The following is a 17,625-nucleotide window of genomic DNA, read 5'->3' as shown; positions in this document are numbered from 1 at the left end:
AGCGGGCGGCACCGCCGGCGCCGGCGCCGCGGAAGCCGCCGCGACCGGGGTCCGCACCGCGGGCGGGCCGGACGCGCCCGGAACACCGTGAGCGTCGCCTACCTGCTGAGCCTGCTCGTCTCGCTCGGCGCCATGGTGCTGCTCGACCGCAGGTTCCGGCTGTTCTTCTGGCTCGACGGCCGCAAGGCCGCCGCCGTGCTCGCCATCGGCGTGGCCTTCCTGCTGGCCTGGGACGCGGGCGGCATCACTGCGGGGATCTTCTACCGGGGCGAGACGGACCTGATGACCGGCATCCAGCTCGCGCCGGAGCTCCCGCTCGAGGAGCTCTTCTTCCTCACCTTCCTCTGCTACCTGACCATGAACGCCGTGCGCGGGGCCGAGCTGCTTCTCGAACGCGGTGCACGTCGAAAGCGGCGCACGTGACCTACCTGCTGCTCGACCTCGTCTTCGTCGTCGCTGCGGCCCTCGCAGCGGTCGTTGCCGGACTGCGGCGACGTCCTTCCCGGCGCAGGGTCGCGGCGATCGGGTGCGCATTGCTCGCTGTGCTCGTGCTGAGCGCGATCTTCGACAACGTGATGATCGGCGTCGGGCTCGTCGCCTATGACCCCGCCCACACCTCTGGCCTCCGCCTCGGCCTGGCCCCGGTCGAGGATTTCGCCTACCCGCTCGCCACCGCCCTCCTGCTGCCCGCACTCTGGACGCTCCTGCCGGGGCGCCGGGCTCCGGGCGGACGGGCCGCCCCGGTCAGCCCCGGGTCGGTCGACAGGTCGGTCGACGGGACCGGAACCGTGGGAGAATCCAGTCAGGGAAGGGATCAGGGGCGGGATCACGGTCCCGCACAGGATCACGACAACAGCGCCAGCAGCCGATCGGCCACGCGCGGGGGGAACCGATGAGCAGCATCCGTACGACGACACTCTGGAAGACGCGGCAGGTGCTGCTGTCCTCGCGGCCCCTGAGCTGGATCAACACGGCCTACCCGTTCGCGGCCGCCTACATCGTGACGACCGGGCGCGTCGACGCGCTCCTCGTGGTCGGCACACTGTTCTTCCTGATCCCGTACAACCTGCTGATGTACGGCATCAACGACGTGTTCGACTACGAGTCCGACCTGCGCAACCCGCGGAAGGGCGGCGTCGAAGGCGCGATGCTCGACCCTGCCCTGCACCGCACGGTGCTGGTGTCCGGGATCGTGACGGCGGTGCCCGTGCTCGGCGCGATGCTCGTGCTGGCCGGCACCGGGCATCCGGTGTCGTGGGTCGTGCTCGCGGTGAGCCTCTTCGCCGTTGCCGCGTACTCGGTGCCCGGGCTGCGGTTCAAGGAGCGCCCTGTCGTCGACTCCGTGACGTCGAGCACGCACTTCGTCAGCCCGGCGGTCTACGGGCTCGCGGTCGCCGGGGCGCAGTGGACACCGGGCCTGGTGGCCCTGCTCGCCGCGTTCTTCCTCTGGGGTATGGCCAGCCACGCCTTCGGGGCCGTGCAGGACGTCGTGCCCGACCGGGAGGGCGGGATCGCCTCGATCGCGACCGCGCTCGGCGCCGGCCGGACGGTGCGGCTCGCGATCGGCTGCTGGGCTGCTGCCGGGCTGCTGATGCTCGCGACCGGGTGGCCCGGCCTTCTCGCCGCCGTGCTCGCGGTTCCGTACATTGTGGCCGCGTGGCCGTTCCGGTCGGTGAGCGACGCGCGCGCCGAGACCGCCAATGCCGGCTGGAAGCGCTTCCTCTGGCTGAACTTCGTGTCCGGGTTCTGCGTGACCATGCTGTTGATCGTGTCCTCGCTGTTCTGAGGCGGGTGCCGACGCGCGGATGCGGCGAGGCCGGCATCCGCACGCCCGCGCCTGGTCGTAGAGTCGAGGGATGGACCCCCTGACGACGGCACGCGTGGACAGCTGGGCGTGGGCCGTGCGGATGTTCAAGACCCGGTCGCTCGCGACGGCCGCGTGCCGGGCCGGTCACGTCAAGGTGAACGGCGAACGGGCGAAGTCGGCTCAGCCGGTTCACATCGGCGACGAGGTCCGGGTGCGGTCGAGCGGTTTCGACCGGGTGCTCGTGGTCTCGAAGATCGTGAACAAGCGCGTCGGCGCACTCGTCGCCGCCGAGTGCTTCGTGGACAAGACCCCGCCGCCCCCGCCGCGGGAGGAGGTCGCGCTCGTGCCCATGCGGGACCGCGGCGCCGGGCGTCCGACCAAGCGGGAACGCCGCGACATCGACAAGCTGCGCGCCACGGAGCGGCAGGGCCCCGAGGACTGGCCGGAGAACGACTGAGGCTCCCCCGGCATCCGCTCGCCGCGTCGAATCCGTCAGGGGGCGAGGTCGGGAAGGGTGTGGATTCCGAAGTGCTCGCGCAGGGCGAGCGCGGCGGCGAAGCATCCGTTCATGCCGTGCACGGCGGGACCTGGCGGCGTCGACGCCGAGCAGAGGTAGAGCCCGGGAACAGGCGTGCGCCAGGGGTGGGTGGACACCACCGGTCGCTTGACGAGCTGGCGCAGGGAGACGGCCCCGCCGAGGATGTCGCCGCCGATGAGGTTCGGATTCCCTGCGGCGAGCTCTGCGGGCGTGTGGCTCGCGGCGGCGAGGATCGTGTCGCGGAATCCGGGCGCGTAGCGTTCGATCGCGCGCACGATCGCGAGGGCCGGGTCGCCGTTCCAGCCGGCCGGAACGTGGGTGTACGCCCAGAGCACGGCCTTCCCTGCCGGCGCCCGCCTCGCGTCGAGCACACTCGGCTGGGCGAGCAGCACGAACGGATGCCGCGGCGAGCGTCCCCCGGACACCAGCCGTTCGGCACGTTCGACCTCGACCCGGCTGCCGCCGAGATGCACGGTCGGCGCGAGGGCGAGCCGGGGGTTCGTCCAGGGCACCGGGCCGGACAGCGCGAAGTCGACCTTGGCGACCCCGGTGCCGTAGCGGTACCGGCGGAGCGCACGCCGGTAGCCGTCGGGAAGCGCCGGGCCCGCGAAACGGTCGAGGAAGACCGTCGAGGTGTCGAGCAGGGTCACCCTGGCCGGGTCGAGGTCGCCGGGCCCGCGCACCTCGGTGTTCAGCCGCAGCGTGCCGCCGTGGGCGAGCAGGTCGGCGACGAGAGCGTCGGCGATCGCCTGCGCTCCGCCGACGGGGTAGCCCCAGCCGTCGGCGTGCGCCTCCGCCGCGAGGAGCAGCCCGGCCCCCGCCTGCGCGAGTGCGGGCTGGCGGCCGGGAGCGTGTGCGGCCACGCCGGAGAGGAGGGCCGGCGCGGCCGGGCCGTGGAACAGCATCCGCCCGGCGGGGGTGCCGAGGGCGAGCACGCGGAGGCCGTAGTCGAGGGCGGCGCGCGGGTCATCCGGCCAGCGCAGCAGTTGGTGGCCGGTGAAGGAGACGAGGCCGTCGATCCGGTCGACGAGGGGCCTGAGCAGCCGGGTCCAGGCCGGGCCGTCGCGGCCGAGCTCCGCGGCGGTGCGGTCGAGGTCGCGGTAGGCGATGGCGGTGCGGTGCGCATCGAGCGGATGCGCATAGGACACCTCGGGGATCACGAACGGCACCCGCTCGCTGAGCCCGAAGGCGCGGAAGAACGGGGAGGCGAGCGCTGCGGGGTGCACCGCGGAGCCGAGGTCATGCCGGAAGCCGGGCAGGGTGAGCTCGCTCGTGCGGAGTCCGCCGCCTGCCGTTCCGGCGCGCTCACTGACGGTCACGGACAAGCCGGCCCGCGCGCAGACGACCGCGGCGGCGAGACCGTTCGGCCCGGCCCCGACCACGTTCACGTCAGGCACGGGGACCACCCGGGAGCGCGACCGGGCGCACGTAGATACCAGCAGGCGTGCGCACCCACCAGTCCCGGGTGGCGCTCCGCTCGGCGCGCGTCGCAAACCGATAGCGGAACAGCCGCGCGCGCACGTAGCGGGGCGGAGCGTCGGGGAACGGGTTGACCCGCAGCATCCGCAGGGTCGGCCGGTCGCCCTCGAGCAAGCGCACCAGGAACATCTCGAACCACCGGGTGTCGCGCACGCCGAGGGCGAGGAACCACATCAGCCAGTCGAGCCGCAGGTGATACGGGGCGAACTGGCGGGGCAGGCGGGCGGGGTCCCCCGGTTTGCCGTGGAATTCGTAGGCGCGCCAGGCCGTCTCATCGCCGGGGTCTTCGGCGGAACTGCCCTCGACGACGATCTCATAGCGCTCCTTCGTCACGGTGCCGAATGCCCCGTAGGCGTTCACGAGGTGATACCGGTTGAAGCTCGCGTTCATCAGCTGCCTGCGCGCGACCAGGTTGCGGGCCGGCCAGAAGCTCAGCACCACGAGCAGGAGGGTGACTGCGAGCACGAGCACGACGAACCACGGCGGGGCGCCGGGGAGGGCTGTCGAGGGCTCGCCCGCGGCGCCGGGGAGGAACGGGAAGACCGTCCGGAATGCGCGGTCGTCGACCGCGGCGAAGACGAGCACGATCGTGATCCAGTTCAGCCAGGCGAAGTTTCCGGTGACCACGAGCCACAGCTGGGTCAGGGCGAGCACGGCGGCGGCGACGGATGCGATGGGCTGGGGTGCGAAGAGGAAGAACGGCACCACGAGTTGCGCGACATGATTGCCGAGCACCTCGCCGCGGTGGAACCAGGCAGGCAGCCGGTGCACGAAGGTGCTCACGGGATTCGGCATCGGCTGCGTCTCGTGATGGTAGAACATCGCGGTCAGGTCCCGCCATTCCGGGCCGCCGCGCATCTTGATCATTCCGGCGCCGAATTCCAGCCGGAAGACCAGCCAGCGCACGAAGAGAATGATCGTGAGCGGCGGGGCCACCTCGTTCGACCCGAGGAAGGCGACGACGAACCCGGCCTCGAGCAGCAGGCTCTCCCAGCCGAAGGAGTAGAAGGTCTGCCCCACGTTGACGATCGACAGGTACCCGGCCCAGAGCAGCAGGAAGGCGAGCATCGGAAGCCAGGGCGGGCCGAGTTGCGGCAGGCCGGCGACGAGGGTTGCGGCTAGCAGGACGCCGCCCCAGGCCAGCACCCGCAGCATCCGGTCGGAGTAACGCCAGTGGAAGAGGCTCGGCGCGTCGCGAAACCGCACGCGGGACACCCAGTCGCGCACCGGCAGCAGGCCGTGATCCCCGAGCAGCGCCGGGAACTGGTTGGCGGTGGACAGGAACGCCACGAGGAAGATCGCGGCTACTCCGCGCTGCAGGACCTGCCGCGCTATCGAGTAGTCGCCGGCCTCGAAGAAGGCACCGAGGAGATCCATCGTGCAGTCACCCTAGCCCCGCCTGGCCCGGCAGGGCAGGGTCAGGAAGGGCAGGGTCAGGGAGGGCAGGGTCACGGTGCGCGGCGCAGGTGCTCGGCGGTGAGGGCGGCCATCTGCTCGTCGGAGAGCTCGTCGAGTTGCTTCGCCTCGTGCCGGTCGGTGCGGTTCCAGCGCAGGAACAGGATGATCAGCACCGGGATGTCCGCGACCTCCGCGATGAACCAGAGGAAGTCGCCGGACAGGTGCTGGTCCCAGAGCGGCGAGGGGAACCAGGCCGGGAACGACCCGACCAGGGCAGGGGCCCCGTCGAGCACCGTCTCGTTGAGGCGCAGCAGGATGCCGGGGATGGCATCCATCACGAGTTCGACGAAGGCGAGCATGAACTCCGCCGTGATGAAAAGGCTCGTGCGGACGAGGGCGTGGTCGGTGATCGGCAGCACCATCAGCAGTCCGACCAGCGGCACGAGCAGCGTCAGGCTCGCCTCCGCTGCGGGATTGCTCCGCAGCACGTAGGCGAGGGGGGTCAGGAAGACCAGGAAGGCGGCGATCGCGAAGAGCGGGGCGAAGACGGCGTTGCCGACGAGACGCACGAACCAGGACCCGAGCACGGCGTTGAACCCGCGCAGTGCCCGGCCCTGGAGCGCGGCCCGCGCCAGCTCGACGGGGCGGCCGAGGCTCAGCAGCGCCGGGACCACGAAGAGCAGGAGGGCGATCCGGGTCGTGAACGCCCAGCGCAGGTCGGGGCTCCAGGCTCCGAGGAACCCGAACGACACCCACGCCCAGGACCCGAGCCCGAGCAGGAAGAAGCCGAGGGTCGGGAGGAGCGGCCAGGCGGTCCCCCTGCGGCCGGCGGCACGGATACCCAGGAGATACAGCGCGGCGGCGACAAGGATGCCCGAACCCGCCACCGGATCGAACCGGGCGGTGCCGAGGAAGTCGAGGAAGGAAGGCGTGAGCGGCCGTTCTGGCTGATGCGTGCCGGGAAGTCCGGCGCCCGTCCCATTATGCGTCTCCCCCGCAGGAATGTGCTCCGCGAGTGGTTGACGTGGGGGACTAAACCGGTATAGGTTTGCCTAAACCGGTTCAGAAGACTCGAGCAGGTGCTATCGATGAGGAGGCGCGATGAGTGAGCCCAAGGTAACCATTGCTGATGTGGCCCGCGAGGCCGGCGTCAGCAAAGGCCTCGTCTCCTTCGCCCTCAACGACCGGCCCGGTGTCTCCGCCGAGAGCCGCGTCCGTATCCTCGAGATCGCCGAACGACTCGGCTGGACCCCCTCCCTGCGAGCCAGGTCGCTGTCCACCCGGCGTTCCTTCGCGCTCGGCCTCGTGATCGCCCGCGACCCGGAGGTCCTCGGCTCCGACCCGTTCTTCCCGTCGTTCATCGCCGGCGTCGAGACCGTCCTCGCCCCGCAGGGCCTCGCCCTCGTGCTGAGCGTCGTGCCCGACGAGAAGACCGAAATGCGCACCTACCGGTCGCTCGTCTCCGACGGCCGCGTCGACGGGGTCTTCCTGAGCGACCTCCGGCACAACGACCCCCGCATCCCGCTGCTGCAGGAACTCGGCCTTCCCGCCGTCACCATCGGCCGGCCGGACACCGAGAGCCCCTTCCCGTGCATCTCGGTCGACGACACCCCTGGCGTCGCCGAAACCGTGCGCTACCTCGTCTCCCTCGGCCACCGGCGCATCGCCCACGTCGCCGGCAGCCCGGCGCTCCTGCACGGCAGCCGCCGCCGGGCCGCCTTCGACACGGCCCTCAGGGAGGCCGGTCTCCCGGCCGGCCAGTCCATCGAGACCGACTTCTCCGTCGCAGCGGGGGCGGATGCCGCCCGCAGGCTCCTGACCCAGGACTCGCCGCCCACGGCGATCGTTTTCGCCAACGACCCGATGGCCATCGCCGGCCTCGGCGTCGCCCACGAACTCGGCCTGCGCGTACCGGACGACGTCTCGATCACGGGCTTCGACGACATCGACTTCACCCGGTACGTCTACCCGGCGCTCACCACGGTGCGCACCGCCCCGAGCGACTGGGGCCGGGCCGCCGGCCGGACCCTGCTCGACCTCATGGCGCTCGGCACGGCACCCGACGTCGATCTTCCGGCAGGCCGTCTCGTCATCCGCGGCTCCGCCGGTACCCCGCTGCGGCCCTAGCTGCCGCACTGTCCCCCACTCCTCACCTCCGATCCGCCACCGAACCTTTCGCCACCGCACCGACCCCGCGTCGGCTGCGGTCCTCCCGCACGCCCTTCCCCGCGTGCCGCACCACCCGAAACACACCCGAGGCAGAGCTGCCGCGGGGACTGAATGGAGAAACCATGCACAGCACAGCACGAACCCGGCGAGTCCTCGCCGCGACCGCGGCATCGGCCGCCGTCATCCTCGCCCTCGGCGCCTGCTCATCGGGCGGCGGCGCGGCGGGAGCGGCGACCACAGCCCACGGCCCCATCACGATCTGGTACTCGAACAACGCGACCGAGATCGCCTGGGGCAAGCAGATGGTGACCGCCTGGAACGCCGACCACCCGAACGAAACCGTCACCGCGCAGGAGATCCCGGCCGGCAAGAGCAGCGAGGAAGTGATCGGCGCCGCCATCACGGCGGGAAACGCACCATGCCTCGTGTACAACACTGCCCCGGTCGCAGTTCCCCAGTTCCAGAAGCAGGGCGGCCTCGTCGACCTGAGCAGCTTCTCCGACGGTGACTCCTACATCAAGGCCCGCTCGGGCGATACCGCGACCCAGTACGAGTCGACAGACGGCAAGTTCTACCAGATGCCGTGGAAGTCCAACCCTGTGATGATCTTCTACAACAAGGACATGTTCGCCAAGGCCGGGCTCGACCCGGAGAACCCGAAGCTCGCCACCTATGACGAGTTCCTGACCGCCTCCCGCGCCCTGGTCTCCAGTGGGGCCGCGGCGAACGCGATCTACCCGTCCCCGACGAGTGAGTTCTACCAGAGCTGGTTCGACTTCTACCCGCTGTACGCCGCCGAGACCGGGGGCAAGCAGCTCGTCGAAGACGGCAAGGCCACGTTCACCGGCGACGAGGGCGCCAAGGTCGCCGACTTCTGGAAGACCATGTACACCGAGGGACTCGCGAACAAAGAGCTCTACCAGGGCGACTCGTTCGCCGACGGCAAGGCCGCGATGTCGATCGTGGGACCGTGGGCTGTTCCGGTGTACAAGGACAAGGTGAACTGGGGCGCCGTTCCGGTGCCGACGAGCGCCGGGACATCCGCTGACAAGACCTACACCTTCAGCGACGCCAAGAACGTCGGCATGTACACCGCGTGCAAGAACCAGGGCACCGCCTGGGACGTGCTGAAGTTCTCGACGAGCGAGGCGCAGGACGGCCAGCTCCTCAGCCTGACCGGCCAGATGCCGATCCGCTCCGACCTGACCACCACGTACCCGGACTACTTCGCCGCGAACCCGGCCTACGTCGCATTCGGCGACCAGGCCGCGCGCACCGTCGAGGTTCCGAACGTGTCGAACTCGGTCGAGGTGTGGCAGACGTTCCGGGACGCCTACTCCAAGTCGGTCATCTTCGGGCAGGGCGACATCGCCTCCACCCTGGGCGGCGCGGCAGACAAGATCAACACCCTGGTCTCGAGCAAGTAGCACCTCGTGACCGTCACCGAATCGCGGACCTCGTCCGCCGGGAGCCCCATCCGGGCTCCCGGCGGGCGGGCCACCCGGCGCCGCCCGTGGCTGGGCCGGAACCCGATCGGGCTCCTGCTCAGCGCCCCCTACCTCGTCTTCGTGATCGCCGTCTTCGCGTACCCGCTCGTCTTCGCGGTGTACATGGCCTTCCACGACTACTTCTTCGCCGCCCCCGGCGCCCAGGTCGACCGGCCGTTCGTGGGCCTCGACAACTTCCAGGAGGTGCTCTCCGACCCGGCCGTGATCCGCTCCTTCGGGAACGTCGGCATCTTCCTGCTGATCAACGTGCCGCTGACCGTCGTGCTCTCGCTCGTCCTCGCGACGGCACTCAACAAGGCCGTGCGCGGCCGCACCTTCCTGCGGGTCGCGTACTACGTGCCCTACGTCACCGCGAGCGTCGCGGTCGTCGGTGTATGGCTCTTCCTCTTCAGCGGCGGCGGCCTCGTCAACCAGATCCTCGGCCCGCTCGCCCCCGACCCGTCCTGGCTGATCAGCCCGACCTGGGCCATGCCCACGATCGCCCTGTTCGTGACCTGGAAGCAGCTCGGCTTCTACATTCTGCTGTACCTCGCCGCGCTGCAGAGCGTGTCGACGGAGCTCTACGAGGCCGCCTCGACAGACGGTGCCGGTGCGATCCGTAAGTTCTTCTCCGTCACGATCCCCGGCGTGCGCCCGGCGACGGTGCTCGTGCTGCTGCTCTCCACCGTGACGGGAGCGAACCTCTTCACCGAGCCGTACCTCCTCACCGGCGGCGGCGGCCCGAACGGTGCATCGACCTCTCCCGTGCTGCTGATGTACCAGAAGGGTATCGAGCAGGGCAACCCCGACACCGCGTCCGCGATCGGCATCATCCTGGTGATCGGCGTGCTCATCATCGCCTTCATCCAGCGCAAGATCGCCGGAGGTGACGAATCATGAGCAAGCGCACACCAGGCCCGGGTACGGGCACAATCAGCACGCGCGCACCGGGAAGGCGCACGACCAGCGGCATGAGCCGCGGGCAGAACATCCTCCGCGGCGTCGTGCTCACCATCGGAGCCGTGGCGTTCCTGTTCCCGTTCTACTACATGATCGTCGGCTCACTCCAGAAGTCGCCGGACACCTCCATCGCGGGAGCATTCCCGAACCCGGCCAACCTCACCCTCGAGAACTACGCGGACATCAACAGCCGCGTCAACCTGATGCAGACCCTGCTCAACTCCGGCATCTTCACCGGCGGTGTGATCGTCGGCACCCTCGTCTTCGGGGTCCTCGTCGGCTACGCGCTCGCCCAGCTGCAGTGGCGCGGCCGCGGGATCACCTTCGCGCTCGTTCTGCTCGTGCAGGTCGTTCCGTTCCAGCTGCTGATGATCCCGCTCTACGTGATGATCGCGAGGGACTACGGCCTTGCCGACAACTACCTCGGCATGATCCTGCCGTTCGCGATCAACTCGACGGCCGTGATCATCTTCCGGCAGTACTTCCTGCAGGTCCCCCGCGAGCTCTTCGACGCGGCCAGGATCGACGGTGCCGGCGAGGTCGTGCTGCTCTGGCGGATCGCCCTCCCGCTGGTGCGCCCCGCCCTGCTCACCGTCGTGCTGCTGACCTTCATCGGCCCGTGGAACGAATTCCTCTGGCCGTTCCTGGTCACCAAGCAGGCCTCAATGCAGCCGCTCGCTGTCGCCCTCGCCAACTACATCAGCACCGTCGCGGCCTCCGCGGCGAACCCCTTCGGAGCGGTCCTCGCCGGCGCCTGCGTGCTGGCCGGACCCGCCGTCATCCTCTTCATCCTCTTCCAACGACACTTCGTCTCGACCGACATCGGTTCAGGCGTGAAAGGCTAGTCATGCGCGAATCCACTGCAGCATCCCCCGTCCCTTCGTCCGCCCCCTCCCCGGCGAACGTGCCGCACGCCTCCGCCCCGAAACGGATGCCCGGCGCGGCATTCCCCTACCGCCTCACCCGGATGGGCGTCGTCATGACGCCGGAACCGGGCAACGCCCTCGAGGCGGAGGGCGTGCTCAACCCCGGCTCCGGGCACACGCCAGACGGCACCCTGTACCTGCTTCCCCGCCTCGTCGCGACCGGGAACGTCTCCAGGGTCGGACTCGCCCGCGTGATCATCACCGACGGCGTGCCGACGGGCGTCGAGCGCGAGGGCGTCGTCCTCGAGCCCGACCAGGGCTGGGAACGCGGCGCCCACAACGCCGGCGTCGAAGACCCGCGCGTCACCTTCGTCCCGCGGCTCGGCCTGCACGTGATGACCTATGTCGCATACGGCCCGCTCGGCCCGCGCACGGCCCTCGCGGTCTCCGCCGACCTCCGCAGCTGGCGCAGGCTCGGCCCGGTGCTCTTCGCCTTCGACGAAGCACTGGACATGGACCTGAACCTGTTCCACAACAAGGACACCGTCTTCTTCCCGGAGCCCGTCACTGGTCCGAACGGCGTGGAGTCCTTCGCGGTGCTGCACCGGCCGATGTGGGACCTCGGCGAGGTCAAGCCGGGTGAAGGCATCCGGGTGCCCGCCGGGGTCACCGACACCAGGCAGAGCATCTGGATCAGCTACGTGCCGGTCGCGGATGTGCTCGCCGACGTGACGAAGCTCGCGTTCTGGAGCGGCCACCGATTCCTCGCCGGGCCGGAGTTCGCGTTCGAAGAACTCAAGATCGGCGGCGGACCCGCCCCGCTGCGGGTGCCGGAGGGCTGGCTGCTCCTGCACCACGGCGTCACGGGCGTGATCGACGGCGCGTTCTCGCAGCAGCAGAAGGTGAACTACGCGGCGGGGGCCATGATCCTCGACGCGGACGACCCGACGATCATCCTGCAGCGCACGACCGAACCGCTCCTGAAGGCCGAGACGCCCGACGAGCTCAGCGGCATCGTGCCGAACGTGGTCTTCCCGACCGCGATCGAGGAGATCGAGGGCCAGACCTACGTCTTCTACGGCATGGCCGACTCGAAGATCGGCGTCGCCCGCCTGGACCGCACCACCCTGGACCCGACTGACGGATAGTTCCGGAACCCCCCGTTCGGAACATCCGCCCAGTTGCGGAAAGAGCACCTTCGTCGACTCGACGAAGGTGCTTTTTCCGTGGTTCAGGGCCGGATGCCGCGAACCGGGCTCCCGATGGACCTGCCCGGCCGCTCAGGTCGCGAGCTCGTCCAGGAGTCCGACGATGGCGACCAGGGCCGCGGACTCATCGCTTCCGTCGGCGAGGATCTCGATCTCTGCACCCCGCTCGACGCCGAGTGCGAGAATCGCGATGATGCTGCCGAGGCTCGCCGTCCGGGCGCCGTGCTTCAGGAAGAGGCTGCTCTGGAATCGGCCTGCCTCCCGGTGCAACCGGTGTGCGATCGCCGCGTGGATCCCCTGCGGGATGCACACCGTCGCCCTCTCTGTCCTCATGACCGTCTGGTCCTAGTCCTCGATGGTGATGACGCTGCCGACGCTCAGCTTCGGCGGCGTGGCCGTCTCCACGTAGACCGACCCGTGCATTTTCGCGTTCGTCGCCCCGTTGAAGACGACCGTGATGTGGCCGAGCCCGTCGAGGTTCTGCCTGGCGACCTCCCCGACGGCGGTGATCAGGTAGGACGCGTCGTCGAGGCGGAGCGACTGGCCGGCGACGATGGCGCCCGTCGACGCTGTGACGTCGACGATGTAGCAGTAGTCCTTGAGCGCGTCCGGCGCGCCCTGCCCGAACAGGATGAACATTCCCTCGTCGAGGAAGGAGTCCACGGCATCACCGATTTCCCCGACGACGGTGTGGTAGATGACTGGCATGACGACTTCTTTCGGTTGTGCGAACGGATGCTGTTTCGTGAGCCGGCGGGGCCCCGCCGGTGCGGGACCCCGCTGCGATGATTCCTAGACGTAGAGTCCGATGCTGGCCAGCCAGGCCAGGGCGACCCGCGGAGCCCCCGTGAAGAAGCGGGAGTACAACACGGACGGGACGCCGACCTCCACGGTTTCGGGTTCCGCTTCGGCCAGTCCGAGGCCGACCGGGATGAAGTCGCAGGCGTTCTGGGTGTTGATGGCGAAGAGCGCGGGGAGGGCGAGGCTCGGGGAAATGTTGCCCTTGCCGATCTCGACGCCGATCAGGGTGCCGATGACCTGCCCGATGACCCCGCCGGGTCCGAGCAACGGCGACAGGAACGGCAGCGAGCAGATGAAGCCGAGCAGGATCAGGCCCAGGCCGCTGCCGGCGAGGGGAGCGAGGAAGCCGGAGAACCAGTTTCCGAATCCTGAGCCCTGGATGATCCCGATCAGCATCGCGACGAAGGCCATGAAGGGAATGATCGTGTTGATCATGGTCTGCACCGAGTCGCGTGCGGCCTGGTAGAAAGTGTTGACCACCTTGCCCGCGCCGAGGCCGATCTTCTGCACGAACGACTGGTTCGGTCGCTGGGCGAGGGTTTCCGAGATCTTCTTGTCCGTCGAGTACGTATAGGTGCGCGCCGCGGGCTCAGCGCCCACTGGTGGCGCGGCTTCGTTTGTCGCCGAGAGGCTTCGCACCTGCGCCAGGCCGACCGCAGAGACGTAGATGTCTTCCTTGATGTACTGCATCAGGGGGCCGGAGCGTCCGGTCGGCATGATGTTGATCGTGGGAATCTGCTTCTTCGGGTAGATCCCGCAGCGCAGCGTCCCGCCGCAGTCGATGACGACCGCGCAGGTCTCATCGTCCGGCACCGAGGTCTTGAAACCGTTGACGGGGATGGCCCCGGTGAGTTCCGCGATCTTGTCGACGATGTCCGGCTTGGCCCCGCCGCCCGTGATGTAGACGAGTTTGTTCCTGGTGTCGGTGGGGGTGATCGTGAGCGGGCCGCCGAAACCGCCGCTGCCCTTGCTAATCACAACTCCGTGATACTGAACCATGATCCTGCTTCCTAACCCATCGCCATGGCGGCGTCTTGCATGCGGACCGTTTTACTGAGGGTGACGCCCTGCTGCTTCATCACGATCGTCGTGGTGAGGTCGGTGACCCAGCCGCTCAGGAAATTGAGCACGAGGCCGACGAGCAGGTAGCGGATCGCGAGCGGTCCGGCGTCCAGGCCGAGCTTCTGCACGCCCGCCGCGACGCCGAGCCAGATGAACAGTTCACCGGGGTTGATGTGCGGGAAGATGCCGTTGCTGGTGTGGCAGAAGAAGGCGGCACTCGCGAAATAGCTGGGCTTGTAGCGCTCGGGCATGAAGCGACCGAGCGAGTGCACCATCGGGTTCGCCAGAAGGAACGACCCGACGAAGGGAAGCACCATGTACCGCATCAGCGGGTTGCCGCCTGCCTTGCTGGCAAACCGGTTGACCCGGTCCTCTCCGATCAAACGGATCAGCGAGTTCATTGCGATGAGCAGTAGCAGCACCACCGGAACGATCGTCTGCATCCAGCTGATGAACGTGTCCGCGCCGGTTTGGAACAGCCCGATGAAAAGCTGTGCGCCCTGCACGAGGAATCCAAGAATATCCACAGCTCACTCCTTTCTTTTCGTGAAGAGGGATGTGACGCGGGTCGCCAGGTGCCCCAACGGGCTTTCCGGTTCCGCGACTGTCCCCCCTGCCATGATCGTGATGTAGTTCTCACGTGCGTTTTCGGTGGCCTTGCGAACGCTCTTCGGCAGGTGCCGGCAGTCGTTCGCGGAGGTCGACCGAATGTTCTTGCCCTCGAAGCCCGGGAGGTCCCGAAACTTCGAGAAGACGGTGACGCCGGAGATTCTCCGGCTGTCCAGGATGTCGCCGGCGTCGTCGACACAATGCATCACGATGGCACCGGAGGAGAATGCCCCCTTCTTGATGCCGATCGCGACCTTTCCCTTGCGCCGCAGCTCGCCGTACGCGGAGGTGAAGCTCTTCATCTGTACCCAGGCGAACGCCATCTGCAGTACGTAGGCGGCGGCAAGCGCCACCAGGATCGGCCAGAAATTCATCGCGGCTCTCCGTCCGGTTTGTGACTCAGGGATGGCGTTCTCGCCATGTGGAAGAAGAACTCTTCGTAGCTCGCGAGCTGCGAGATCAGGTCGAGTTCGGCGTGATCGCCGGCGAGGCGGATGACCTCGTCATAGATCCTGACGAGCAGGGTGTCGTCGTAGTCGGTCTTGGCCGGCAGGGCCAGCAGGAAGATGACCCGCTCCCCCGGCTCACCGCTCGCGCGGGGAACGACGCCCATCGCAAAGACGACCCGGTTACCGAGCGCGTTCCCCAGGTGCGGAAACCCCACGTAGTCGTCGAGCAGCATCGTCGATTGCGCCTCGCGCTCGTCGAGTCGGTCCTGGAATCCCGCGTCCACGACGCCCTCGGCGAGGAGCCGACCGACCATGAACGCAGTGTTCTCCCGATAGCTCTGCTCCGGTGGGAGGCGGAAGAAGCGGGTGCGGTCGAGGAGGGAGACCAGGATGCTGTCGGCACCGGCGGCGAGGGAAACGTCGACGTCCTTGTCGTAGCGGAGCCGGGTGAGCCTGCCGAGGATTTCCCGGTTGTCGAAGAATTCGCTGAGTTCGATGATGGGGGTGCTCGTCACGAGTTCCGACCAGGCCGTGGTCACGACGAGGTCGAAGCCGTCGAGGACGGCAGGGACGGCCGCGTCGAGTGCCAGGATCTGATACTCGGTCTTCCCGGACATGACCTTCTGGAGCTGGACCTGGATCAGCCGGGCCGGGACGATGCCGGAGGTCGTGACGATGGCGACGCGGTAACGCGGCTCCCGGTGGACCTGCTGTTCTTCGAGGAAGACCTGGAAGTAGGAGGCGATGAATCCGAGTTCGTCGTCGACGACTCTCAGGCTGGTCTCCTGTTCGATGACCCGCCGGGCGATCCTGGCCATCAGGAATGCGACCGGGTACTCGCGCTCGATGTCGCCGAGGGCGACGTCTTTCACGTACACCTGGTATTTCATCCGGTTCTGCATGAAGGTGATGTGGTGCACGAACTCCTTCAGGAGCGCGTTCGCCGGCACGTGGAGGTCCATCTCGGCGTCGATCCGGTCCAGGATCTTCTGGACGAGCACCTCGTTCTCGGTGCCGGAGGGAAACTGTTCGAGGGCGCGCGCGTCCGTGGGGGTGCGCATGCCGGCGATCGGGAGTGCGAGGAAGATCGATTCGCCGGACGGTATGGACATCTGGATCCTCCGGCCGACGGCGTTGACGACCCCGTCGGCGAGGGTGAACGCCGGCGTGGCCGTGAGTGCCAGGTATCGTCCGGGCAGTGCGGTCAGCCCGTGCTCGGTGAGCACGCGGTCGATCATCACGGTGAACCAGCGCGTGAGCGATTCGGTCGTCGCGCCGTCCAGATGGTAGTCCGCCGCGGCATCCTCGATGATCTCGACGAACTCGTCATCGAGGGGGTAGTCGGCGTAGACGGCTTCGAACATGTTCTCGAGCACGAAGAGCCTCACCTGCAGTTCGTCGCCGACCAGCTCGATCCCGACGTTGGGGATCCCGGTGATCCGCAGCGCGTACGGCGCCAGGTGTGCCTTGAGCCTGCCGAGATCTCCGGTGACCGTGCTCCTCCCGATACTCATCTCTTCGACGAGGTCGTCGATGAGGAGCGGACCGGTCTGCTGGACGAGCCGGCGGAAGATGTAGCCGTGCCGGTTGGACGGCAGGTTGAACGAATCGATCCGCTCGAAAAGCTCCTCGCGGATGCGGGAGAACCCGTCCCTGTCGATGATGAAGAGGCGATACCGGCCGCTGTCCAGTTCGATCGCCGCCGTGCCGGTGAGGGTGCGGTTGAGGTCTCTGATGTCGTTCATGATCGTCTTCGCGCCGACGCCGAAACGGCGGGCGAGAGAATCGTTCGACGCCGAGAGGCGGGTTTCCAAATACCGGATGATGTGCGCCGGCCTGCTGAGTGTGCGACGGTTGTCCACGTTGACCTTCCGTCCAGGGGGAATTCAGCCCCTGGACTTTCCTCCGCTGATGTTGACGGTGGTGCCGGTGATGTAGGAGGCCCGGTCAGAGACCAGGTAGACAACGAGATTGGCGATATCGCTGAGTTTCCCGGGTCGTCCCAGCGGGATGACCTTCGAGTAGTCGGTCGTGAGTTGTTCGGGTTTGACGCCGCGCGTATAGGCGAGTGCCTCGTTGTAGGCCGGCGACGTCAGCCCGGTCGGTTCGTTGATGCCGGGGGCGACGCCCACGACCCGGATGTTCTGCGCACCCAGTTCTTTCGCCCACGACCTGGTGAAGCCGTTGAGTGCGCTCTTGGTGGCCGAGTAGCAGCTCTGGCCGGTCGATCCCTCCATCCCTGCCTCGGAGGTGATGTTCACGATCGTACCTCCGCCGTTCCTCAGCAGGGCCTTGGTCGCGGCCTGGGTCGCGAGGTAGGCGCCTTTGACGTTGACGCCGAACATCAGGTCGAAGTCGTGTTCGTTGAGCTCGTACTCCGGGCGTTCCTGCTTGCCGTCGACCAGCATCCGGGGCATGTTGATGCCCGCGTTGTTGACGAGCGCGTCGAGGTGGCCGAATTCAGCGACGACCGTTGCGACCATGTCGCTGACGCTCGCCGCGTTCGTCACGTCGCACGCGACGTTCAGGATTCCGGTCGCGGGGTCGATTCCGGTCGTGACGCTGAGGTCGCTCACGGCGACCTGCGCGCCCACCCGGACGAGTTCCGCGCTGATGTCCCTGCCGATTCCGGAGGCGCCGCCCGTGACGATGACGACTCTTCCTTCGAGTCCGAGCCAGGTGTTCGGCATGTGTGTCTCCCTTGATCGCGTATCTGCGGTGCTGCGTTCGTGGGTTGAACACTATGGCGGCCTGTGCCACAAATTAATACGGCCTTTTTCCGGCAGGAGGAA

19 protein-coding genes are annotated in these 17,625 nt (G+C 68.1%); 9 read left to right on the top strand and 10 right to left on the bottom strand.

What is annotated here, in order from left to right; all coding sequences use genetic code 11:
- The 4 genes from E3O39_RS14225 to E3O39_RS14210 form a co-directional block, all read left to right on the top strand.
- Positions 1–423 (top strand): lycopene cyclase domain-containing protein (locus tag E3O39_RS14225; RefSeq protein ID WP_370294907.1); only part of this gene is annotated, 423 nt, incomplete at its 5' end.
- Positions 420–896, top strand: a complete 477-nt coding sequence (locus E3O39_RS19760; RefSeq protein ID WP_134448985.1) for a lycopene cyclase domain-containing protein — start codon at positions 420–422, stop codon at positions 894–896. The genes E3O39_RS14225 and E3O39_RS19760, both read left to right, overlap by 4 nt.
- Positions 893–1,786, top strand: a complete 894-nt coding sequence (locus E3O39_RS14215; protein ID WP_134448984.1) for a prenyltransferase — start codon at positions 893–895, stop codon at positions 1,784–1,786. Before E3O39_RS19760 ends, E3O39_RS14215 begins: the two co-directional genes overlap by 4 nt.
- Before the next feature lie 70 nt (positions 1,787–1,856).
- Positions 1,857–2,264: an RNA-binding S4 domain-containing protein gene (locus tag E3O39_RS14210; RefSeq protein ID WP_134448983.1), complete on the top strand. Its 408-nt coding sequence runs from the start codon at positions 1,857–1,859 to the stop codon at positions 2,262–2,264.
- A gap of 35 nt (positions 2,265–2,299) precedes the next feature.
- Here E3O39_RS14210 and E3O39_RS14205 read toward each other — a convergent pair whose 3' ends face one another.
- The 3 genes from E3O39_RS14205 to E3O39_RS14195 all read right to left on the bottom strand — a co-directional run bounded on the left by E3O39_RS14205 (position 2,300) and on the right by E3O39_RS14195 (position 6,109).
- Positions 2,300–3,742, bottom strand: a complete 1,443-nt coding sequence (locus tag E3O39_RS14205) for an NAD(P)/FAD-dependent oxidoreductase (RefSeq protein ID WP_134448982.1) — start codon at positions 3,740–3,742, stop codon at positions 2,300–2,302.
- Positions 3,735–5,201: a lipase maturation factor family protein gene (locus tag E3O39_RS14200; protein ID WP_134448981.1), complete on the bottom strand. Its 1,467-nt coding sequence runs from the start codon at positions 5,199–5,201 to the stop codon at positions 3,735–3,737. The genes E3O39_RS14205 and E3O39_RS14200 overlap by 8 nt, the downstream gene beginning before the upstream one ends.
- 71 nt (positions 5,202–5,272) lie before the next feature.
- Complete coding sequence (locus E3O39_RS14195; protein ID WP_241985087.1) at positions 5,273–6,109, bottom strand: cytochrome c oxidase assembly protein; 837 nt, start codon at positions 6,107–6,109, stop codon at positions 5,273–5,275.
- Between the two features lie 214 nt (positions 6,110–6,323).
- On the opposite strand from E3O39_RS14195, the gene E3O39_RS14190 reads away from it, so the two are divergent.
- The 5 genes from E3O39_RS14190 (at position 6,324) to E3O39_RS14170 (ending at position 11,852) form a co-directional block, all read left to right on the top strand.
- Positions 6,324–7,349, top strand: a complete 1,026-nt coding sequence (locus E3O39_RS14190; RefSeq protein WP_134448980.1) for a LacI family DNA-binding transcriptional regulator — start codon at positions 6,324–6,326, stop codon at positions 7,347–7,349.
- Positions 7,350–7,513: 164 nt separating this feature from the next.
- Positions 7,514–8,818, top strand: a complete 1,305-nt coding sequence (locus E3O39_RS14185; protein ID WP_134448979.1) for an extracellular solute-binding protein — start codon at positions 7,514–7,516, stop codon at positions 8,816–8,818.
- Positions 8,819–8,866: 48 nt separating this feature from the next.
- A complete protein-coding gene (locus tag E3O39_RS14180; protein WP_241975471.1) occupies positions 8,867–9,778 on the top strand; it encodes a carbohydrate ABC transporter permease in 912 nt (303 codons plus the stop codon).
- A gap of 71 nt (positions 9,779–9,849) precedes the next feature.
- Positions 9,850–10,683, top strand: coding sequence for a carbohydrate ABC transporter permease (locus E3O39_RS14175; protein WP_134449008.1), 834 nt, complete (start codon positions 9,850–9,852; stop codon positions 10,681–10,683).
- A gap of 86 nt (positions 10,684–10,769) precedes the next feature.
- Entirely contained in the window at positions 10,770–11,852 is a 1,083-nt protein-coding gene (locus tag E3O39_RS14170; RefSeq protein ID WP_198413443.1) for a glycosidase, read from the top strand.
- Between the two features lie 132 nt (positions 11,853–11,984).
- Here the strand turns inward: E3O39_RS14170 and E3O39_RS14165 are convergent, their stop codons facing one another.
- From E3O39_RS14165 to E3O39_RS14135, 7 genes are all read right to left on the bottom strand, one after another.
- The gene (locus E3O39_RS14165; protein ID WP_134448978.1) at positions 11,985–12,245 is read right to left on the bottom strand and encodes an HPr family phosphocarrier protein; all 261 of its coding nucleotides are present in this window, start codon (positions 12,243–12,245) and stop codon (positions 11,985–11,987) included.
- A 12-nt stretch (positions 12,246–12,257) separates the two neighbouring features.
- A complete protein-coding gene (locus E3O39_RS14160) occupies positions 12,258–12,620 on the bottom strand; it encodes a PTS glucitol/sorbitol transporter subunit IIA (RefSeq protein WP_134448977.1) in 363 nt (120 codons plus the stop codon).
- Between the two features lie 84 nt (positions 12,621–12,704).
- Positions 12,705–13,691 carry a PTS glucitol/sorbitol transporter subunit IIB gene (locus tag E3O39_RS14155; protein WP_277612964.1) on the bottom strand — a complete coding sequence of 329 codons (987 nt, stop codon included), beginning with the start codon at positions 13,689–13,691 and terminating at the stop codon, positions 12,705–12,707.
- 32 nt (positions 13,692–13,723) lie between these two features.
- Positions 13,724–14,302: a PTS glucitol/sorbitol transporter subunit IIC gene (locus E3O39_RS14150; protein ID WP_134448975.1), complete on the bottom strand. Its 579-nt coding sequence runs from the start codon at positions 14,300–14,302 to the stop codon at positions 13,724–13,726.
- Between the two features lie 3 nt (positions 14,303–14,305).
- Positions 14,306–14,758, bottom strand: coding sequence for a transcriptional regulator GutM (locus tag E3O39_RS14145; RefSeq protein WP_134448974.1), 453 nt, complete (start codon positions 14,756–14,758; stop codon positions 14,306–14,308).
- Positions 14,755–16,695 carry a PRD domain-containing protein gene (locus E3O39_RS14140; protein WP_134448973.1) on the bottom strand — a complete coding sequence of 647 codons (1,941 nt, stop codon included), beginning with the start codon at positions 16,693–16,695 and terminating at the stop codon, positions 14,755–14,757. The genes E3O39_RS14145 and E3O39_RS14140 overlap by 4 nt, the downstream gene beginning before the upstream one ends.
- Before the next feature lie 24 nt (positions 16,696–16,719).
- Complete coding sequence (locus tag E3O39_RS14135; protein ID WP_134448972.1) at positions 16,720–17,523, bottom strand: sorbitol-6-phosphate dehydrogenase subunit; 804 nt, start codon at positions 17,521–17,523, stop codon at positions 16,720–16,722.
- Positions 17,524–17,625 lie beyond the last annotated feature (102 nt).

It is taken from the genome of Cryobacterium sp. MDB2-A-1, assembly GCF_004402675.1.
Taxonomy (GTDB): domain Bacteria; phylum Actinomycetota; class Actinomycetes; order Actinomycetales; family Microbacteriaceae; genus Cryobacterium; species Cryobacterium glucosi.
The sequence above is the reverse complement of the archived record's forward strand: the minus strand, read 5'-3'. Positions and strand labels throughout refer to the sequence as shown.

Coding starts and splice junctions, on each gene's coding strand:
- E3O39_RS14200 (WP_134448981.1), bottom strand. CDS start 5,201: ATGGATCTCCTCGGTGCCTTCTTCGAGGCCGGCGACTACTCGATAGCG.
- E3O39_RS14160 (WP_134448977.1), bottom strand. CDS start 12,620: ATGCCAGTCATCTACCACACCGTCGTCGGGGAAATCGGTGATGCCGTG.
- E3O39_RS14135 (WP_134448972.1), bottom strand. CDS start 17,523: ATGCCGAACACCTGGCTCGGACTCGAAGGAAGAGTCGTCATCGTCACG.
- E3O39_RS14145 (WP_134448974.1), bottom strand. CDS start 14,758: ATGAATTTCTGGCCGATCCTGGTGGCGCTTGCCGCCGCCTACGTACTG.
- E3O39_RS14175 (WP_134449008.1), top strand. CDS start 9,850: ATGAGCCGCGGGCAGAACATCCTCCGCGGCGTCGTGCTCACCATCGGA.
- E3O39_RS14165 (WP_134448978.1), bottom strand. CDS start 12,245: ATGAGGACAGAGAGGGCGACGGTGTGCATCCCGCAGGGGATCCACGCG.
- E3O39_RS14170 (WP_198413443.1), top strand. CDS start 10,770: ATGCCCGGCGCGGCATTCCCCTACCGCCTCACCCGGATGGGCGTCGTC.
- E3O39_RS14210 (WP_134448983.1), top strand. CDS start 1,857: ATGGACCCCCTGACGACGGCACGCGTGGACAGCTGGGCGTGGGCCGTG.
- E3O39_RS14190 (WP_134448980.1), top strand. CDS start 6,324: ATGAGTGAGCCCAAGGTAACCATTGCTGATGTGGCCCGCGAGGCCGGC.
- E3O39_RS14185 (WP_134448979.1), top strand. CDS start 7,514: ATGCACAGCACAGCACGAACCCGGCGAGTCCTCGCCGCGACCGCGGCA.
- E3O39_RS14215 (WP_134448984.1), top strand. CDS start 893: ATGAGCAGCATCCGTACGACGACACTCTGGAAGACGCGGCAGGTGCTG.